General features: G+C 74.3%; 16 protein-coding genes. 14 read left to right on the forward strand and 2 right to left on the reverse strand.

The annotated features are described in order from the left end of the window. Window positions 1-51: 51 nt before the first annotated feature. Window positions 52-825, reverse strand: coding sequence for an alpha/beta fold hydrolase (locus ACIRJR_RS23110; protein ID WP_403783788.1), 774 nt, complete (start codon window positions 823-825; stop codon window positions 52-54). Between the two features lie 170 nt (window positions 826-995). Here ACIRJR_RS23110 and ACIRJR_RS23115 point away from each other — a divergent pair, with 170 nt between their 5' ends. The 3 genes from ACIRJR_RS23115 to ACIRJR_RS23125 all read left to right on the forward strand — a co-directional run bounded on the left by ACIRJR_RS23115 (window position 996) and on the right by ACIRJR_RS23125 (window position 7,392). After that, complete coding sequence (locus ACIRJR_RS23115) at window positions 996-3,788, forward strand: LuxR C-terminal-related transcriptional regulator (RefSeq protein WP_403784255.1); 2,793 nt, start codon at window positions 996-998, stop codon at window positions 3,786-3,788. Window positions 3,789-3,914: 126 nt separating this feature from the next. Next, entirely contained in the window at window positions 3,915-5,303 is a 1,389-nt protein-coding gene (locus tag ACIRJR_RS23120) for a PucR family transcriptional regulator (RefSeq protein WP_403783790.1), read from the forward strand. A 487-nt stretch (window positions 5,304-5,790) separates the two neighbouring features. Next, window positions 5,791-7,392 (forward strand): cation acetate symporter, encoded by a 1,602-nt coding sequence (locus tag ACIRJR_RS23125; protein WP_403783792.1) that lies wholly within the window; start codon window positions 5,791-5,793, stop codon window positions 7,390-7,392. Window positions 7,393-7,420: 28 nt separating this feature from the next. Here ACIRJR_RS23125 and ACIRJR_RS23130 read toward each other — a convergent pair whose 3' ends face one another. Beyond that, complete coding sequence (locus ACIRJR_RS23130) at window positions 7,421-8,053, reverse strand: TIGR03085 family metal-binding protein (protein ID WP_403783794.1); 633 nt, start codon at window positions 8,051-8,053, stop codon at window positions 7,421-7,423. An 85-nt stretch (window positions 8,054-8,138) separates the two neighbouring features. On the opposite strand from ACIRJR_RS23130, the gene hisI reads away from it, so the two are divergent. The 11 genes from hisI to lgt all read left to right on the forward strand — a co-directional run bounded on the left by hisI (window position 8,139) and on the right by lgt (window position 17,063). Then, complete coding sequence (hisI, locus tag ACIRJR_RS23135) at window positions 8,139-8,519, forward strand: phosphoribosyl-AMP cyclohydrolase (protein ID WP_403783796.1); 381 nt, start codon at window positions 8,139-8,141, stop codon at window positions 8,517-8,519. A gap of 11 nt (window positions 8,520-8,530) precedes the next feature. After that, window positions 8,531-10,024 (forward strand): anthranilate synthase component I, encoded by a 1,494-nt coding sequence (locus ACIRJR_RS23140; protein WP_403783799.1) that lies wholly within the window; start codon window positions 8,531-8,533, stop codon window positions 10,022-10,024. A gap of 14 nt (window positions 10,025-10,038) precedes the next feature. Next, complete coding sequence (locus ACIRJR_RS23145) at window positions 10,039-10,698, forward strand: TIGR02234 family membrane protein (protein ID WP_403783801.1); 660 nt, start codon at window positions 10,039-10,041, stop codon at window positions 10,696-10,698. Window positions 10,699-10,793: 95 nt separating this feature from the next. Beyond that, window positions 10,794-11,045, forward strand: coding sequence for an HGxxPAAW family protein (locus tag ACIRJR_RS23150; RefSeq protein ID WP_403783803.1), 252 nt, complete (start codon window positions 10,794-10,796; stop codon window positions 11,043-11,045). A gap of 160 nt (window positions 11,046-11,205) precedes the next feature. Further along, window positions 11,206-11,664 carry a DUF2752 domain-containing protein gene (locus ACIRJR_RS23155; protein ID WP_403783805.1) on the forward strand — a complete coding sequence of 153 codons (459 nt, stop codon included), beginning with the start codon at window positions 11,206-11,208 and terminating at the stop codon, window positions 11,662-11,664. A gap of 113 nt (window positions 11,665-11,777) precedes the next feature. Beyond that, entirely contained in the window at window positions 11,778-12,587 is an 810-nt protein-coding gene (trpC, locus tag ACIRJR_RS23160) for an indole-3-glycerol phosphate synthase TrpC (RefSeq protein ID WP_277334476.1), read from the forward strand. An 8-nt stretch (window positions 12,588-12,595) separates the two neighbouring features. After that, complete coding sequence (gene trpM, locus ACIRJR_RS23165) at window positions 12,596-12,853, forward strand: tryptophan biosynthesis modulator TrpM (RefSeq protein WP_403783807.1); 258 nt, start codon at window positions 12,596-12,598, stop codon at window positions 12,851-12,853. Between the two features lie 136 nt (window positions 12,854-12,989). Then, a complete protein-coding gene (gene trpB / locus ACIRJR_RS23170; protein WP_403783809.1) occupies window positions 12,990-14,270 on the forward strand; it encodes a tryptophan synthase subunit beta in 1,281 nt (426 codons plus the stop codon). Then, a complete protein-coding gene (gene trpA / locus ACIRJR_RS23175) occupies window positions 14,267-15,079 on the forward strand; it encodes a tryptophan synthase subunit alpha (protein ID WP_403783811.1) in 813 nt (270 codons plus the stop codon). Before trpB ends, trpA begins: the two co-directional genes overlap by 4 nt. 75 nt (window positions 15,080-15,154) lie before the next feature. Beyond that, window positions 15,155-15,979, forward strand: a complete 825-nt coding sequence (locus tag ACIRJR_RS23180; protein WP_403783813.1) for a thioredoxin domain-containing protein — start codon at window positions 15,155-15,157, stop codon at window positions 15,977-15,979. Between the two features lie 106 nt (window positions 15,980-16,085). After that, on the forward strand, window positions 16,086-17,063 hold the full coding sequence (gene lgt / locus ACIRJR_RS23185; RefSeq protein WP_403783815.1) for a prolipoprotein diacylglyceryl transferase: 978 nt from the start codon (window positions 16,086-16,088) through the stop codon (window positions 17,061-17,063). Window positions 17,064-17,124: the final 61 nt, after the last annotated feature.

Here is a 17,124-nt window from a genome sequence, read left to right on the forward strand (position 1 = left end):
GCCCCTTCCCGTCCCGGGGGTGCCGGCCCCCTCGCTCGGGTCGGCCGGGGCTCAGTCCCGCGCGAGGAACGAGGCGATGGCCTCGGCGAACCCGGGATCGCGTACGGCCGTCAGATGGTCCCCCGGGAGCACGGTCAGCTCCGCCCCCGCTATCGCCGAGGCCAGCACCTCGGGCCGGGTGGCGAGGGGGTCGCTCCCGCCGGCGAGAACCAGTGTCGGGACCACGATCCGGTCCAGCGGCAGCGCGTCCCGGTGCACCGCCCGTATCTGGGCGGCCAGCGCCAGCCGGTCCCCGCCCGCCGTGTCGGCCAGGACCCTGAAGGCCCGGGTCCGCTCCGGCGCGTCCGCCGCGTCATCGGCCGTCAGCGCCGCCGACACCAGCTCGGGAGGCATCACCCGGGTGTCCAGACCGCCGACCTCCACGGCGCCCGCACCGATACCTCCGGCCACCAGGCGGCTGATCCTGGTGTCCTGTGCCGCGGCGAGCACCGCGACCACGGCGCCCATGGAGTAGCCCGCGAGGTGCACCCGGTCCTCGCCGATCCGGTCGACGAGCAGGCGGACGTCACGGGCCATCAGCGACTCGCCGTAGTGGGTGTCGTCGTGCGGCCTGTCCGACTCACCGTGGCCACGCGCGTCCAGGGCGTACACCCGTCGCCCCCGTGCCACGAGCGCCTCGACGACCCCGGGCCCCTCCCAGTTCAGCCGGGCGTTCGCCGCGAAGCCGTGCAGCAGCACCACCGGGGGCAGGGCGGTGTCCGGGTCCCGCGACCAGGACCAGTAACGCAGGGTCAAACCGTCGTGTGTACGCAATTCATCAGTCATGCACCGAAGTTACGGGCGGCCGTCGCCGAACAGGCCGGGACTGTGCCCTCGCACAGCGGTTACGCCGTTCCGTTGGGAGCCCGCACCGCTCCGGGCCGGCCGGGAACAGGGAGCGGACGCGAGCCTTCCGACGCTGTTTACGCGGAAGTAACGTGAAGAGCGTGACCCCTATGACGACCGTGCACAGTCCGCTCCGGCTGTACGGCCGCAGCGGTGAACTGGCCATCCTGGAAACCCTGTTGGGGCGGCTGTGGGCAGGGGACGGCGGAGCGCTCGTGCTGACCTCGCCGCCCGGCCTCGGCCGCACCGCCCTGCTGCGGCAGGCCGCCGCCCACTACCTCGCGGGGCACGGCGGCCCCGTCCTGTTCGCCGCCGCGGCCCCCACCGAACAGCGACTGCCCTACAGCGGACTGCACGCCCTGCTCTGCTCCGCACCCGGCCCGCTGCCCCTCGCGCCCGACACGATCCTGCGCTCCGGGATCACCCCGGGGGGTCTGCTCGGCCTGCTGCGGGGCCTGGGCGCCGAACAGCCCCTGCTCGTCTGTGTGGACGACGCGGACGCCTGGGACCCCGACTCCCGCGCCGCACTCGGCTTCGCGGCCCGCAGGCTCGGCGCGGGCAGCCGGGTCGCCGTGGTGATCGGCGCGGCCGACGAGACCGCCTTCGCCGGACTGCCCGCGCTGCGCCTCGGCCCGCTCGGCGACGACGCGGCGACCGCCCTGCTGGACCGGCTCACCGACGGCACGGCCGAGGTCGACCCCGTCGTACGCAGCGAACTCCTGCGTGAAGCGGCCGGGAACCCGCGCCTTATGGCCGGACTCGTCAGCCGCCTCACCCCCGGTCAGCTGGCCGGCCGCACCGCGCTGCCGTATCCGCTGCCCGGCGCCGAGAGCGTCCTCGACGCCCACGCCGGACATCTGGACGGGCTGTCCCCCGACACCCACACCCTGCTCCTGCTGGCCGCGGCCGCCGAGGAGCACGAGCCGGACGGGGCCGGCGCGGACGCCGCCCTGCTGCTGCGCGCGGGAGCCCGGGCCGGACTGGCGCCCGCCTACCTCGACCGTGTCCTGTTCGCCCCCGCCGGCACCGCCGGAGCCCTCCAGCGCGCAGGCAGCCGGGTGCACTTCAGCCACCCGCTGCTCCGCCGCGCGGTCCTGCACCGGGCGCCCCCGGGGCGCCGCCGCGCCGTGCACGAACTCCTCGCCGGACTCCTCGCCGGGCCGGGACCGGCGCCCCTGCCGGCACTCGTCCAGTGGGCCTGCGCCGCGCCGGGGCCGGACGCGGCGCTCGCCGGGCAGCTGGAGGCGGCGGCCGCGGCACCCCGCCCGCACGGTGAACGCTCGGCCGCACTGGCCCGGGCCGCCGCGCTCACCACGGACGACGCCCTGCGCGCCGCACGCTTCACCGCCGCCGCCGAGCAGGCGCGGCTGGCGGGCGACACCGGCCGGGCCCGCGCCATGCTCGCCCGCGTCGGGCCCCACCTCGCCGGGGGAGCCGCGCCGTACGTGCGCGGCATGCTGGCCCTGCGCGACGGACCGGCGGCCGACGCGCGCGAGGCGCTCCTGACGGCGGCGGAGCTGCTCGCCCCGCACGACCCGCGCCGCACCCTGGACGCCCTGTTCGGCGCGGCGGAGGCGGCCTGGGACATGGGGGACGCCATCGCGTACCTGGACGCCATGCACCGCATCCCCGTCGCGGCGGCCGACCGGTCCATGGCGCAGTACCGCGCCGGGATGTGCGCCGTGCTCGCCGGACACCCCGACCGTGGCCACGCCCTCCTGCGGTGCTGCCTCGACGCGGCCGACCGGGCCGAGGACGCCGGCGAGCTGCTGCGTGCGGGCGCCTCGGCACTGGTGCTCGGCGAGGTCGACGCGGCCTGCCGGGCGGGGGCCCGCGCCCTCGCCGTCGTGCGCACCCGGGGGCCCGAGGCCCTGCTGCCGCACGCCCTGGAGCAGCTCGCGTACGCCGAACTGCGTGCCGGGCAGCACGCGAGGGCCCGCGCCCACGCGCTGGAGGGGCTGCACGCGGCCCGCCGCACCGGGCAGCAGAACTCCGCGACACACCTGCACTCCGTGCTCGCGCTGGCCGCCTCCGTGGAGGGGCCTGCCGAGGCGTGCGCCGCCCACGCGGACGCCGCGCTGGCCGGGGCGGGACCGCACGGCCTGACCCAGGCGGCCATGCTCGCCACCTGGGCGGTCGCCCGTGCCGACCTGGCGGCCGGACGCCCGGGCGAAGCGGCCGCCAGGCTCGGACCGCTGGTCAGGCCGGGTCCCGGAACAGGCCACTTCGCCACCCGGATGCTCGCCGTGCCCTGTTACGTCGAGGCGGTGGTGCTCTCCGGCCGCGCCGACGAATGGGCAACCGAACTCATCGTGGCCGTAGAGGAGTTCGCCTTGTGGACGGCGCGGACGACCGACCCGCAGGTGCCTGCCCAGCTGGCCCGCTGCCGCGCCCTGCTGGCGCCGCCCGAGGAGGCCGGTGCGCACTACGAGGAGGCACTGGCCCACCACGACCGCGCGGGCGGTGACTTCGAGCGCGCCCGCACCCAGCTGCTCCACGGCCAGCTGCTGCGCCGTCTGCGCCGCACCCGTGAGGCCCGCGGGCCGCTGCGCGACGCGCTGGTCGCCTTCGAGCGCTGTTCGGCCCGCGTCTGGGCCGACCGGGCGGGAGGGGAGCTGCGGGCCGCGGGGGAGGCGGTGGACGTGCCGGAACAGAGCGGCCCCGGCCCCCTGGCCGGACTGACACCTCAGCAGCAGCGGATCGCCCGCTGCGTCGCCGAGGGGGCCACCAACCGCGAGGTGGCGGTGCGGCTCTCGGTGAGCCCGCGGACCGTGGACCACCATCTCCGCAACGTCTTCGCCGCGCTCGGCGTACGGTCCCGGACCGAACTCGCGAGACTGCTGGACCGCGAGGGCGTGGCGAGGTTGCAGGACCGTGATGAGAAGAACCGCGCAGACCTCTAGGTACCGACCGGGCGGTATGCCATTCTGCGTCCGTCAGGATCAATCGGTGTGCACCAGCCCAATGCCGGGCCGGGCGCACACCGGGGCCGGCCCACCGCAGCCGGCCGATTCCCGGTGGAGGCCGCCATGCCACAGGTCGTACGTTCACGGATCAGGGCGCTGCACGGACCGCCCCCCGTAGCGCCGTTGCCGCACCGCGCCCGCTCCCTGGCCGACCGTGAGGCCGTAGCGGTCCTCCACCGGGCGGCCCGCGTGCTGCTGGAGGCGCTGCCGGAGCTCACGGACCGGCTGGTCGAGGCGCTGCGGGAGCAGGAGCCCGCCTACCGCGCCGCGATGGAGTCCGAGCCCGCGGAGATCTGGCAGGAGGTCCACCACTCGCTGCGGCACAACGTCGCCTCCCTCATCCAGCCCCGCGAGTTCCGGGAGGCCGCCCACCGCACCTCCCGGTGGATCGGCGAGAGCCGGGCCGAGCAGGGTGTGCCCCTCGACGCCGTCATGCACGCCTTCAGGATGGGCGGCGCGATGGTCTGGCAGGACCTGGTCGACGACACGGCCCGGCGCCACCCCGAGGACACCCGGCTGCTCGTCCATGTCGCCGCGGACGTCTGGAACTTCGTCGACGAACACTGTGCCGTGGTGGCCGAGGCCTATCGCCAGGCCGAGCGGCGGCTGTCCTGGCGCCGCGAGAACCAGCAGCGCCTGATGACGGCCGCGCTGCTGGACGGCACCGCCCGGATCTCGGACCTGCCGGACGCCGCCGCCATGCTGGGACTGCCGGTGCACGGGCGGTACGCGGTACTCGCGGTCGCCGGCGCCCGGGCCCCGCACGGCACGGGCCGTCCGCCGCTGGACCTGGCCGAGGGCACACCCGCGCTCTGGCACTCCGCGGGCGAGGTGGAGCTGGCGATCCTGCCGCTGGGGACGGCCCCGGTGGCGTTCGAGGCGGAGCCGAGGTGCGACGGCGAGGACGGGACGGCCGTCGCCCCCGCCGACGCCACCGAGGCCTCCGGCACCCCCGGCCCCCCCGGGACCCCCGGCGCCTCCCGCGGTGAACTCGCCGCGCTCGCAGCGGAGCTGACGGCGCCTCCGGGCACCCGGGTCGGCGTCAGCTCCGTGGTCGACGGGCTCGCCTCGGTCGGCGACGCGCGGCGCCTCGCCGAGACGGCGCTGAAGGCCTGCCCGGCGTCCGGTGGCACCGTCCTGCTCGACGAGCACCTGCCCGCCGCGCTCGTCGTGTCCTCGCCCGGCCTCGGGACGGCGCTCGCCGACCGGGTCCTCGGGCCGCTGGACCGCCTCGACCCGGCGGACCGGGACGTGATCATCGAGACGCTGACGGCATGGCTCGACTCGGACGGCTCGGCCCAGCGGGCGGGGACGAAGCTGTACTGCCACCGCAACACCGTGCTGAACCGGCTCCGGCGGTTCGAGCAGCTGACGGGGCGCTGCCTGACACGGCCGTCGGACGCGGTCGAGGTGTCGCTGGCTCTCGCGGCGCGACGGCTCCTGACGGGCTGAGCCCGCCCCGCCCGCCGTCACCGGCCGGGTGTTCCCCCACCGGACGAGCCGCCGGCGGGGGAGCGCCCGGCCGTTCGTCCGTACAGGCCCGGGACCAGGCCCGGCGCGGACGAACGAGGAGGACGCCCGGCGCCGCCCGACCGCCGGTGAGGCGCACGCGAGCGGGCCGTACGCGAGCACGGGCCGTACGCGAGCAGGGGCCGTACGCGAGCACGAGCCGCACGCGAACACGGGCCGTACGCGAGCGCGGGCCGCGCGCGAACACGGCCGCGCGCGAACACAGTCCGCCGGGACCGGGTCCGTCCGTCCGTCCCCGGCCGGACGCTCCCGGCCGGGGGAGTTGTGCGGGAGCACAGACCTGTGCCGCGACGGCTGTACGGGCGCCGCGCCCCGCTCCGGCCCCCTGTGCCCCGCCCGCCCCTGCTGGTGCCATGACGCGCATGTCTTCAGCTGCCCCTTGCGGAGCCGTACCGGCGGAGCGAACCCGGTGAGCGGCGCGATCGACGCCCGGTCCCTGGCCGTGGTCATCTTCCTCGGCTTCGTCGCCGTGTCCCTGCTGCTGTGCGGGCTCGCGGCGGCCGACCAGGACGATCCGGAGCACTTCTACGCGGGCGGAGCCACCCTCGGCCCCGTCGGCGGCGGGCTGGCCATCGCCGGTGACTACGTGTCCGCCGCCACGCTGCTCTCCACCACCGGGTCCGTCGCGCTCGCCGGGTTCGACGGCCTGCTGTTCGCCCTGGCCACGGTCGCCTCCCTGGCCCTGGTCATGCGCCTGTTCGCCGAACGCCTGCGCCGCAAGGGCGTGTTCACCCTGGGGGACTTCCTCGCCGACCGCCTCGGCGACGGATCCGTACGCCGCGCGCTCGGCGTGGCCACCCTCGTGGTGCTGGCCCCGCTGCTGCTCGTCCAGCTGACCACCGCCGGCCACGTCATGACCTCCATGTTCGGCCTGCCCGACGGCGCGCTCACCGGCTGCACCGTCGCCAGCGGCGCGCTGATGGTCTGCTACTCGGCGTTCGGCGGGATGCGCGGCACCGGCTACATCCAGATCCTCAAGGTGGCCGTCGTCCTGGGAGCCGTCACCCTGCTCGCCGGGCTCGTCCTCGCACGCTTCGACTGGTCGCCGTTCGCCCTGTTCGACGCCGCGCGGGAAGGCAGCAAGGCGGGCGGCGCCTACGCTCGCCCCGGACTGCAGTTCGGCCACGGCCTCGCCGGCGGGCTCGACCTGATCGGCTTCCAGGCCACCCTCGTGCTCGGCGCCGCGTGCATGCCGCACATCATGATGCGGCTCCACCCGGTCCGCGACGCCTGGACCGCCCGCCGGGCCGGCGTCTGGGCCGTGGCCCCCGTCGCCCTGCTGTGCGTCGGCATCGTCATCGTCGGACTCGGGGCCTCCGCCCTCATCGGCCGGGACCTGCTGCACGCCGCCGACCCGGCCGGCGGCACTGCCCTCCTCATGGTGACCGGCGCCCTGGACCCCGGAGCGACCGGGCCGCGGGACAGCCCGCTGTTCGCACTCGTCGCCTGCGCCGCGTTCGCGACCACCCTGGCCGCGGTCGCCGGGATCACCCTGGCCGCCGCGTCGTCCGTGGCCCGCGACTTCACGCTGAAGTCGGGAGCCCAGGGCGAGGGCAAGGCCTCGGCCAGGGAGATCCGGCACGCCCGCTGGGCCGTCGTCGGGATCGGCGCGCTCGCCGTGCTCCTCTCGGCGTACACCCACGACCGCAACCCCCAGGTGCTGCTCTCCCTGTCGTTCGCGGCGGCGGCCTCGGTCCTGCCGCCCGTCCTGCTCTACGCCCTCTTCCGGCCACGGTTCAACGCCCGGGGGGTGCGGTGGACCGTGTACGGCACGCTTCCGCTGATCGTGGTCCTGATGATCCTTTCACCGGCGTTCTCCGGTACGCCCGTCGCGCTCTTCCCGGAGTGGGACTTCGCTGTGTTCCCGCTCCAGACCCCGGGCCTCGTCACGATCCCGGCAGGCTTCCTCCTCGGCCTGCTGGGATCGGGACGGGGCGAGGACGACGCACGGGAGGAGCGGCACCGCCACCGCGCCCGCTGGGCGCCCGTACGCGTCCGCCACGACGCCTGAGCGGCCGGCGAGGCGCGGCCTGGCCCGGCTACAGGCCGAGCTCGGCCGTGTGCAGCCGGGCCAGCGCGTCCTTGTCGCCCTCCAGCTCCACCCGCGCCGCGTCCTGCCGCCCCGCCGCGAACAGCAGCAACTCGCCCGGCTCCCCGGTGACCGTCACCACCGGGGTGCCCTTGTGGGCCACCGCCGTCTGGCCGTCGGGGCGCCGCAGCACCAGACCCACCGGCGAGCGGCGGCCCATCATCCGGGCCGTCCTCTCGGTGCGCGACCACAGCACATCGGCGAAGACAGGATCGAGGTCCCGCTGCGACCAGTCGGGCTGCGCCCGGCGCACGTCCTCCGCGTGGATGTAGAACTCGACGGTGTTCGCCGCCTCGTCCAGCTGCTTCAGCCCGAAGGGCGACATCCGGGGCGGCCCCGTGCGGATGAGCTGGATCAACTCCTCGTACGGCTTGGCGGCGAATTCGGCCTGGACCCGCTCCAGCCTGTTCTTCAGGGCGCCCAGCAGGATCCCGCCCGCGGCGTCCGCACGCCGTTCACGCACCACGACATGGGCGGCCAGGTCACGGGTCTTCCAGCCGTTGCACAGAGTCTGGGCCTCGGGGCCCGCCGCTTCCAACAGGTCGGCGAGCAGAAGACGTTCACGCTTCGCATGGGTCGACATGCCCGCCAGCGTAAGGCCGCCGCCCCTGGTCCGCCCAGTGGACGCACGGCCGGAGCGCCCCGCCCGGCGCGGCACAATGGGGCGCATGACCAGCACGCCCGGCTCCACGCCCGCCAGCAACCTCGACCCGGCCGTCGCCGCCCGCCTCAAGCGCGGCCCCGACGGACTGGTCCCGGCCATCGCCCAGCAGTACGACACGGGCGAGGTACTCATGCTCGGCTGGATGGACGACGAGGCGCTGCACCGCACGCTCACCACGGGCCGCTGCACCTACTGGTCGCGCAGCCGCCAGGAGTACTGGGTCAAGGGCGACACCTCCGGACACGTCCAGCTGGTGAAGTCCGTCGCCCTCGACTGCGACGCCGACACCGTCCTGGTCAAGGTCGACCAGACGGGCGCCGCCTGCCACACGGGCGCCCGCACCTGCTTCGACAGGGACGTCCTTCCGCTCACCGCACCCCGATAAGGCCGGCCGCCATGGATCTCGAGACCTTCCGCAAGCTCGCCGTCGACCGGCGCGTCATCCCCGTCAGCCGCCGGCTCCTCGCGGACGGTGACACCCCGGTCGGGCTCTACCGCAAGCTCGCCGCCGAACGCACCGGCACGTTCCTCCTGGAAAGCGCGGAGAACGGCCGCACCTGGTCCCGCTACTCCTTCATCGGGGTACGCAGCGCCGCCACCCTGACCGCCCTCGACGGACAGGCCCACTGGCTCGGCACCCCGCCCGTCGGCGTCCCCGTCGACGGCGACCCGCTGCGGGCCCTGCGCGCCACCGTCGAGACCCTGCACACCCCGCGCGACCTCGTCGGCGACGACGGCCTGCCCCCGTTCACCGGCGGCATGGTCGGCTATCTCGGCTACGACGTCGTACGCCGGCTGGAGCGGATCACCGAGCACGGCGGCGACGACCTGGAGCTCCCCGAGCTGACGATGCTGCTCACCTCGGACCTCGCCGTGCTCGACCACGGGAACGGCACCGTCCTGCTCATCGCCAACGCCATCAACCACAACGACCTGGACACCGGTGTGGACGAGGCGTACGCGGACGCGGTCGCCCGGCTCGACGCCATGGAGCGCGACCTCTCCCGGCCCGTGGAGAACGCCCCCGCCGCGCTGCCGCCCTCCGAGCTCCCGCCCTACACCGCGCTGTGGGGCGGCCAGGCCTTCATGGACGCCGTCGAGGACGTCAAGGAGCGCATCAGGGCGGGCGAGGCCTTCCAGGTCGTCCCCTCCCAGCGCTTCGAGACGCCGTGCACGGCGAGCGCCCTGGACGTCTACCGGGTCCTGCGGGCCACCAACCCGTCGCCGTACATGTACCTCTTCCGCTTCGACGGCTTCGACGTCGTCGGCTCCAGCCCCGAGGCGCTCGTCAAGGTCGAGGACGGGCGGGCCATGGTGCACCCGATCGCCGGGACCAGGCACCGCGGCGCCACCCCCCAGGAGGACCAGGCGCTCGCCGACGAACTGCTCGCCGACCCGAAGGAACGAGCAGAGCACCTCATGCTCGTCGACCTCGGCCGCAACGACCTGGGACGGGTCTGCGCGCCCGGCAGCGTCGAGGTCGTCGACTTCATGTCGGTCGAGCGGTACTCGCACGTCATGCACATCGTCTCCACCGTCACCGGACGAGTCGCCGAGGGCCGCAGCGCCTTCGACGTCCTCACCGCGTGCTTCCCCGCGGGCACCCTGTCGGGAGCGCCCAAGCCCCGCGCCCTGCAGATCATCGAGGAGCTCGAGCCGACCCGCCGCGGACTGTACGGCGGCTGCGTCGGCTACCTCGACTTCGCCGGGGACTCCGACACCGCCATCGCCATCCGCACGGCCCTGCTCCGCGACGGCACCGCCTACGTCCAGGCGGGCGCGGGCATCGTCGCGGACTCCGACCCGGTCGCCGAGGACACGGAGTGCCGCAACAAGGCCGCCGCGGTCCTGCGGGCCGTGCATACGGCGAACCGGCTGGGGTCCGACTGAGCCGGTAGGGGATAGTGGGGTACGTGAGTGCTGTTCCCGTACCCCAGCCCCGTGCCCGAGCCGCGTCCGCGCCCGACAGCGCGGGAAGCCGCCGAAGCCTGGCCGCCGGCCTGCTCCTCGGGGCGGCCGGCGCCACCGTCGTACTCCTCGCCTCGGGCCAGACCTGGGCCGAGGGCGTGGCCGCCGTCGGCGGCGGCTCCCTGCCGCTGAGCGCCGACGGCCAGGACGTCACCGGACTCCCGGCCGCCCTGGCCGTGGTCGGCCTGGCCGCCCTCGTCGCCGTCTTCGCCGTCCGGGGCGGAGGACGGCGACTGGTCGCCGCGCTCCTCGCCCTCAGCGGCCTCGGCGCCGGACTGAGCGCCTACGCCGGTGCCTCGGACAGGGCGACCCTGGACGAACAGGCCGCGCAGACCACGGGCAACACATCGGCCACGGTCGCCGCCCTCAGCCACACCGCCTGGCCCTACATCACCGCGGCCGGCGGACTGCTGATCCTGCTCGCCGGACTGCTCGCACTGCGCTACGGCGCCCGCTGGCCCGCCATGTCGGGGCGGTACGAACGCGACGGCACCCCCCGCCCCCGCAAGGCCCCCCGCACCGCCCCGGACCCCGACCGGCCCGAGGAGCTGTGGAAGGCGCTGGACCGCGGCGAGGACCCGACGCGCGAGGCGTGACCCCCCAGCCTCACGTCCCCCGGCACGTACGGGACAATGGCATCGAGCCTTTCCAACAGCGACACCTTCAGCGCAACACCAACTAGGAGCAACTCATGGCGGGCAGCAGCCACGGACACACCCCGGCCGCCTGGACCGGTGTCATCATCTCCTTCATCGGCTTCTGCATCGCGGGCCTCTTCATGGTCGCGGCGAACACCCTCGGCTTCTGGGCCGGGATCGCCGTCACCCTCCTCGGCGGTGTCGTCGGTCTCGCCATGAAGGCGGCGGGCCTCGGCATGCCGAAGGAGTCCTCCGAGATGGCCGCCGCACGGGCCCGGGCCTCGGAGGCCCAGGTCGCGGCCTAGAGCCTCCCGGCAGGACCGTGCCGGGCCCATCCGGCCCGGCCCGATCCGCACGAAGACCGGCCCCGGCGCCGTCCGCCGGCAGGGGCCGGCCGCAGGACACGACGAGAGGCGCGGCCCGGACCGGGCTGCGCCTCTCCGCGTCAGCGGGGACAATCACCGCGTGGACGCCTCAGCCTCTCCCCCAGCCCCCGCCCCCGGGCTCCCCCCGGCCCCCGCCCCGGTCTCCCGGATCAGGCGGCTCGCCGCCCCCGCCGGGGCCATGGCCGTCGTCGTCGCGGCCTTCGGCTACGTCGCGGCGGTCGACCCCAACGAGCCGGGCCACTACCCGGTCTGCCCCATGCTCCGCTTCACCGGAGTGTTCTGTCCCGGCTGCGGCGGTCTCCGCAGCGCCTACGCCTTCGCCCACGGCGACCTCACCACCGCGCTGGGCGCCAATGCCCTGGCCGTCGTCGGCTACGTCGTCTTCGCCGCGGTCTGGCTCCTGTGGGCGGTCCGCGCGAGCCGGGGCCGTCCGGTCCGGATCGGTCTCGCGCCCGTCCACTGGTGGGGCGTCGGCACGGTTCTGCTGGTGTTCTCCGTGGTCAGGAACCTGCCCTTCGGCTCCGCACTGGCGCCCTGAATGACCAGGTAGTGGGACGCGGGACCGCCGGATGCGAGCCCTGAGCCCTCCTGCGGATACCATCGAGATGGCTGATCCTGTACCCATCACCGCTTCGGAAGGGGGCCGCTCGCGTGAGTGTGCTCGACGAGATCATCGACGGCGTTCGCGCCGACCTCGCGGAGCGGCAGGCGCGCGTAAGCCTCGACGAGCTCAAGGAACGCGCCGCGCGCGCTCCCCAGGCCAAGGACGGAGTCGCCGCCCTGCGCGGCGAGGGCGTCACCGTCATCTGCGAGGTCAAGCGCTCCAGCCCCTCCAAGGGGGCCCTTGCCGCGATCGCCGACCCGGCCGCGCTCGCCGCGGACTACGAGGCCGGCGGGGCTTCCGTCATCTCGGTCCTCACCGAGGAGCGCCGCTTCGGCGGCTCGCTCGCGGACCTGGAGGCCGTCCGCGCCAAGGTCGACATCCCGGTCCTGCGCAAGGACTTCATCGTCACCTCCTACCAGCTGTGGGAGGCACGCGCCTACGGGGCCGACCTCGCCCTGCTGATCGTCGCCGCCCTCGACCAGGAGGCCCTCGTCTCGCTGATCGAGCGGGCCGAGTCGATCGGCCTCACGCCGATCGTCGAGGCCCACGACGAGGAGGAGGCGGAGCGCGCCGTGGACGCCGGAGCGAAGATCATCGGTGTCAACGCGCGCAACCTGAAGGACCTCAAGGTCGACCGTTCCACCTTCGAACGCGTCGCCCCCGAGATCCCCGACCACATCGTCAAGGTCGCCGAGTCCGGCGTCCGCGGCCCGCACGACCTCATCGCCTACGCCAACGCCGGCGCGGACGCGGTGCTCGTCGGCGAGTCCCTGGTCACCGGCCGCGACCCCCGGGCCGCCGTCGCCGACCTGGTCGCGGCCGGCGCCCACCCGGCGCTCCGGCACGGACGGGGCTGACCCCACCCGTGTCCGCCGCCCGCATCCGGCCGGGCCTGCGCCCCGCCGGGGCGAGCGCCCCGGACCCGCACGCGCCGCCGGCGCGCGGCTGCCGCCTGCCCGCCTCCCTCCGCCACCCTCAACCGAGGCGCTGCGCGCCGCCCTTCTGGCACCGCGGCTGCCGCGCCCCCGCCCGGCGCGTCCACGGCCGGCGCGTGCGGTACGTCATCGGAGACGAGCCCGGTCAGGTCAACGGCATGCGATGGCGCACGGGGTCCGCGCCGTAGCGAGCCCCGGCCGTCGCCCCCCGCCGTACAGGGGGATCCGCACGACCCACCGCACCGACCGCCCACCGGTCGGCGCGGCGCTCCGCCCACGGCGCATACGGTGACATCACCCGTTGCGATTCGAGGAGCACGTCGCATGTCGTCCGACTTCTTCATTCCGGACCCCGAGGGTCTGATCCCCAGCGCCGAGGGGTACTTCGGCGCCTACGGTGGCAAGTTCATCCCGGAGGCGCTGGTCGCCGCCGTGGACGAGGTGGCCGTCGAATACGACAAGGCCAAGGCGGACCCGGCCTTCGCCGCCGAGCTCAACGAGCTCATGGTCGACTACACGGGCCGGCCCAGTGCGCTCACCGAGGTCGCGCGCTTCGCCGAGCACGCCGGAGGCGCCCGCGTCTTCCTCAAGCGCGAGGACCTCAACCACACCGGCTCGCACAAGATCAACAACGTGCTCGGCCAGGCCCTCCTCACCAAGCGCATGGGCAAGACCCGCATCATCGCGGAGACCGGAGCGGGCCAGCACGGCGTCGCCACCGCGACCGCCTGCGCCCTCTTCGGGCTCGAGTGCACCATCTACATGGGGGAGATCGACACCGAGCGGCAGGCGCTGAACGTGGCGCGCATGCGGATGCTCGGCGCCGAGGTCGTCGCCGTGAAGTCCGGCTCCCGGACCCTCAAGGACGCCATCAACGAGGCGTTCCGCGACTGGGTCGCCAACGTGGACCGTACCCACTACCTCTTCGGCACGGTCGCCGGGCCGCACCCCTTCCCGGCGATGGTCCGCGACTTCCACCGGGTGATCGGCGTCGAGGCCCGCCGCCAGATCCTGGAGCGCGCCGGCCGGCTGCCGGACGCCGCGGTCGCGTGCGTCGGCGGCGGATCCAACGCCATCGGCCTCTTCCACGCCTTCATCCCCGACGAGGGCGTCCGCCTGATCGGCTGCGAACCCGCCGGACACGGTGTGGAGACCGGCGAACACGCGGCGACCCTCACCGCGGGCGAGCCCGGCATCCTGCACGGCTCACGCAGTTACGTCCTCCAGGACGACGAGGGCCAGATCACCGAGCCGTACTCCATCTCCGCCGGGCTCGACTACCCGGGCATCGGCCCCGAGCACGCCTACCTCAAGGACGTCGGCCGCGGAGAGTACCGCGCGGTCACCGACGACGCCGCCATGCAGGCGCTGCGCCTCCTGTCCCGCACCGAGGGGATCATCCCGGCCATCGAGAGCGCGCACGCGCTGGCCGGCGCGCTGGAGGTCGGACGGGAGCTCGGCGAGGACGGACTGATCCTGATCAACCTGTCCGGCCGCGGCGACAAGGACATGGACACGGCGGCGCGCTACTTCGGGCTCTACGACGGCGCCGACGCCGTCGTCGAGGCCGACGTGGCCGACGGAGAGGTGGAGGTCACCAAGTGAGCGGCAACCGAGAGCTCCTCGAAGCGACGCTGGCCGGGGCGAAATCCGAGGACCGGGCGGCGCTCATCGCCTACCTGCCCGGCGGCTTCCCGACCGTCGACGGCGGGATCGAGGCCGTCAAGGCGGCCGTGGCCGGCGGCGCGGACGTCATCGAGATCGGCCTCCCGCACAGCGACCCGGTCCTCGACGGGCCGGTCATCCAGACCGCCGACGACATCGCGCTGCGCGGCGGGGTCAGGATCGCCGACATCATGCGCACGGTCCGTGAGACCCACGAGGCCACCGGCGCGCCGATCCTCGTCATGACGTACTGGAACCCGATCGACCGCTACGGCGTCGAGCGCTTCACCGCCGAGCTCGCCGAGGCGGGCGGCGCCGGCTGCATCCTGCCCGACCTGCCGGTCCAGGAGTCCGGACTGTGGAGGGAGCACGCCGAGAAGCACTCCCTCGCCACCGTCTTCGTCGTCGCCCCGAGCAGCAAGGACGCCCGCCTCGCCACCATCACGGCGGCCGGCTCCGGCTTCGTGTACGCGGCCTCGCTGATGGGCGTCACCGGCACCCGCGAATCGGTGGGTGAGCAGGCCCAGGACCTGGTGCGGCGCACCCGTGCCACCACGGACCTGCCGGTCTGCGTGGGCATCGGCGTCTCCACCGCCGAGCACGCCCGGGAGGTCGCGGCCTTCGCCGACGGGGTGATCGTCGGCTCGGCCTTCGTCAAGCGGATGCTGGACGCCCCGGACGAGGCCGCCGGCCTCGCCGCGGTCCGTGCCCTCGCGGGCGAACTGGCCGAAGGCGTTCGAAAGCGCTGACAGCCGTCGTCATCCGTACGGGTGGACCTGGGACCGGGGAGGCGCTCACGCGCCTCCCCGGTTCGTTTGCGCGGTGTGAGCGAGAAGAACCAAGACCGAAGCAGAGCCGCGCGCGACCGGCTCGTCCAGCAGCGTGAGCAGGACCGGGCGCGGGAGCGCCGCCGCCGCACGCTGATCGTCGCGACCGCCGTGGTGGGGGTGCTGGCGCTCGCCGCCGTGATCGGCGTGATCGCCGCCAACGCCGGGAAGAACGACAAGGACAGCGAGGCCGGGCCCGCCGTCACCCCGTCCGGGGCGATGGGGGAGGACGGGCTCGCCCTCCAGGTCGGGGCCGACGACGCACCGTCCACGCTCACGATCTGGGAGGACTTCCGCTGCCCGGTCTGCGCCCAGTTCGAGAACGCCTTCCGTGACACGTTCACCGAGCTCGCGGAGAGCGGCCAGCTCAAGGTGGAGTACCACCTGGCCACGATCATCGACGGCAACCTCGGCGGCAGCGGGTCCCTGCGCGCGGCCAACGCCGCCGCCTGCGCCCAGGACGTCGGCAAGTTCGCCCCGTACCACGACGTCCTCTACCGCAACCAGCCCGCCGAGACCGACGACGCCTTCGGCAAGAACAGCAAGCTGATCGAGCTGGCCGGCGAGGTGGACGGCCTGGACACCCCCGCCTTCCGCAGCTGCGTGGAGGACGGCACGCACGACAGCTGGGTCGAGAAGTCCAACAAGGCGTTCGGCGAAGGCGGCTTCCAGGGGACACCCACGGCGCTGCTCAACGGCGAGTCGATCTTCCCGAAGAAGGGGGACGAGCAGATCTCCGAGGCCAACATCAAGAAGTGGGTGGCGGAGGCGAACAAGGGCAAGAAGCCGGGCACCGTCGGGGCCACACCGTCGGCGTCGTAGGCCGGCCGGAGCGCCCCGGCAGGTACTCCGCAAGGGGTCCCGTTATCCAGAAGTTGCCGGACGGCTTGCCGCACGTCCCGTCCGGCAAGGTAGCGTCGACCCCGTCATGAACCTTGCCTTCATTCCCAGCCCGTCGACCGGCGTGATCGAGCTCGGCCCGATCCCGCTCCGCGGCTACGCGTTCTGCATCATCATCGGTGTCTTCGTCGCCGTCTGGTTCGGCAACAAGCGCTGGGTCGCCAGGGGCGGCAAAGCCGGCACCGTCGCCGACATCGCCGTCTGGGCCGTGCCCTTCGGCCTGGTCGGCGGCAGGCTCTACCACGTCATCACCGACTACCAGCTGTACTTCAGCGACGGTGAGAACTGGGTGGACGCCTTCAAGATCTGGGAGGGCGGCCTCGGCATCTGGGGCGCGATCGCGCTCGGTGCGGTCGGCGCCTGGATCGGCTGCCGTCGGCGCGGCATCCCCCTCCCGGCCTGGGCCGACGCCCTGGCTCCCGGTATCGCCTTCGCCCAGGCCATCGGCCGCTGGGGCAACTGGTTCAACCAGGAGCTCTACGGAAAGCCCACGGACGTGCCCTGGGCGCTGAAGATCAGCGAGGGCACCAACCGGGTCGAGGGCACCTACCACCCGACGTTCCTCTACGAGTCCCTGTGGTGCGTCGGCGTCGCGCTCCTGGTCATCTGGGCGGACCGCCGCTTCAAGCTCGGACACGGCCGGGCCTTCGCCCTGTACGTCGCGGCGTACTGCGCGGGCCGCGGATGGATCGAGTACATGCGCGTCGACGAGGCGCACCACGTGCTGGGCCTGAGGCTCAACGTGTGGACCGCGATCGTCGTGTTCGTGCTCGCCGTCACGTACATCGTGATCTCGGCTCGGATCCGCCCCGGCCGCGAGGAGATCGTCGAGCCGGCGGCCGTCGACCCGGCCGGTGACGGCGAGAAGGCGGCACCCACCGACGAGGCCGGCACGGCGGACGAGGCCACCGAGACCACCGAGGCCGCCGGCGACGGCGCGGACACCGCTCCCGAGGCGCAGGCGCCCGAGGCCGACGGGACCCCGCAGAAGGCCGACCGGAGCTGACACCCCGCAGACCCCCGAAGGGGCCGCCGGACCACAGAGGTCCGGCGGCCCCTTCGCGTGT

Origin of the sequence: Streptomyces sp. NPDC102402 (assembly GCF_044765765.1) — a bacterium.
Taxonomy (GTDB): domain Bacteria; phylum Actinomycetota; class Actinomycetes; order Streptomycetales; family Streptomycetaceae; genus Streptomyces.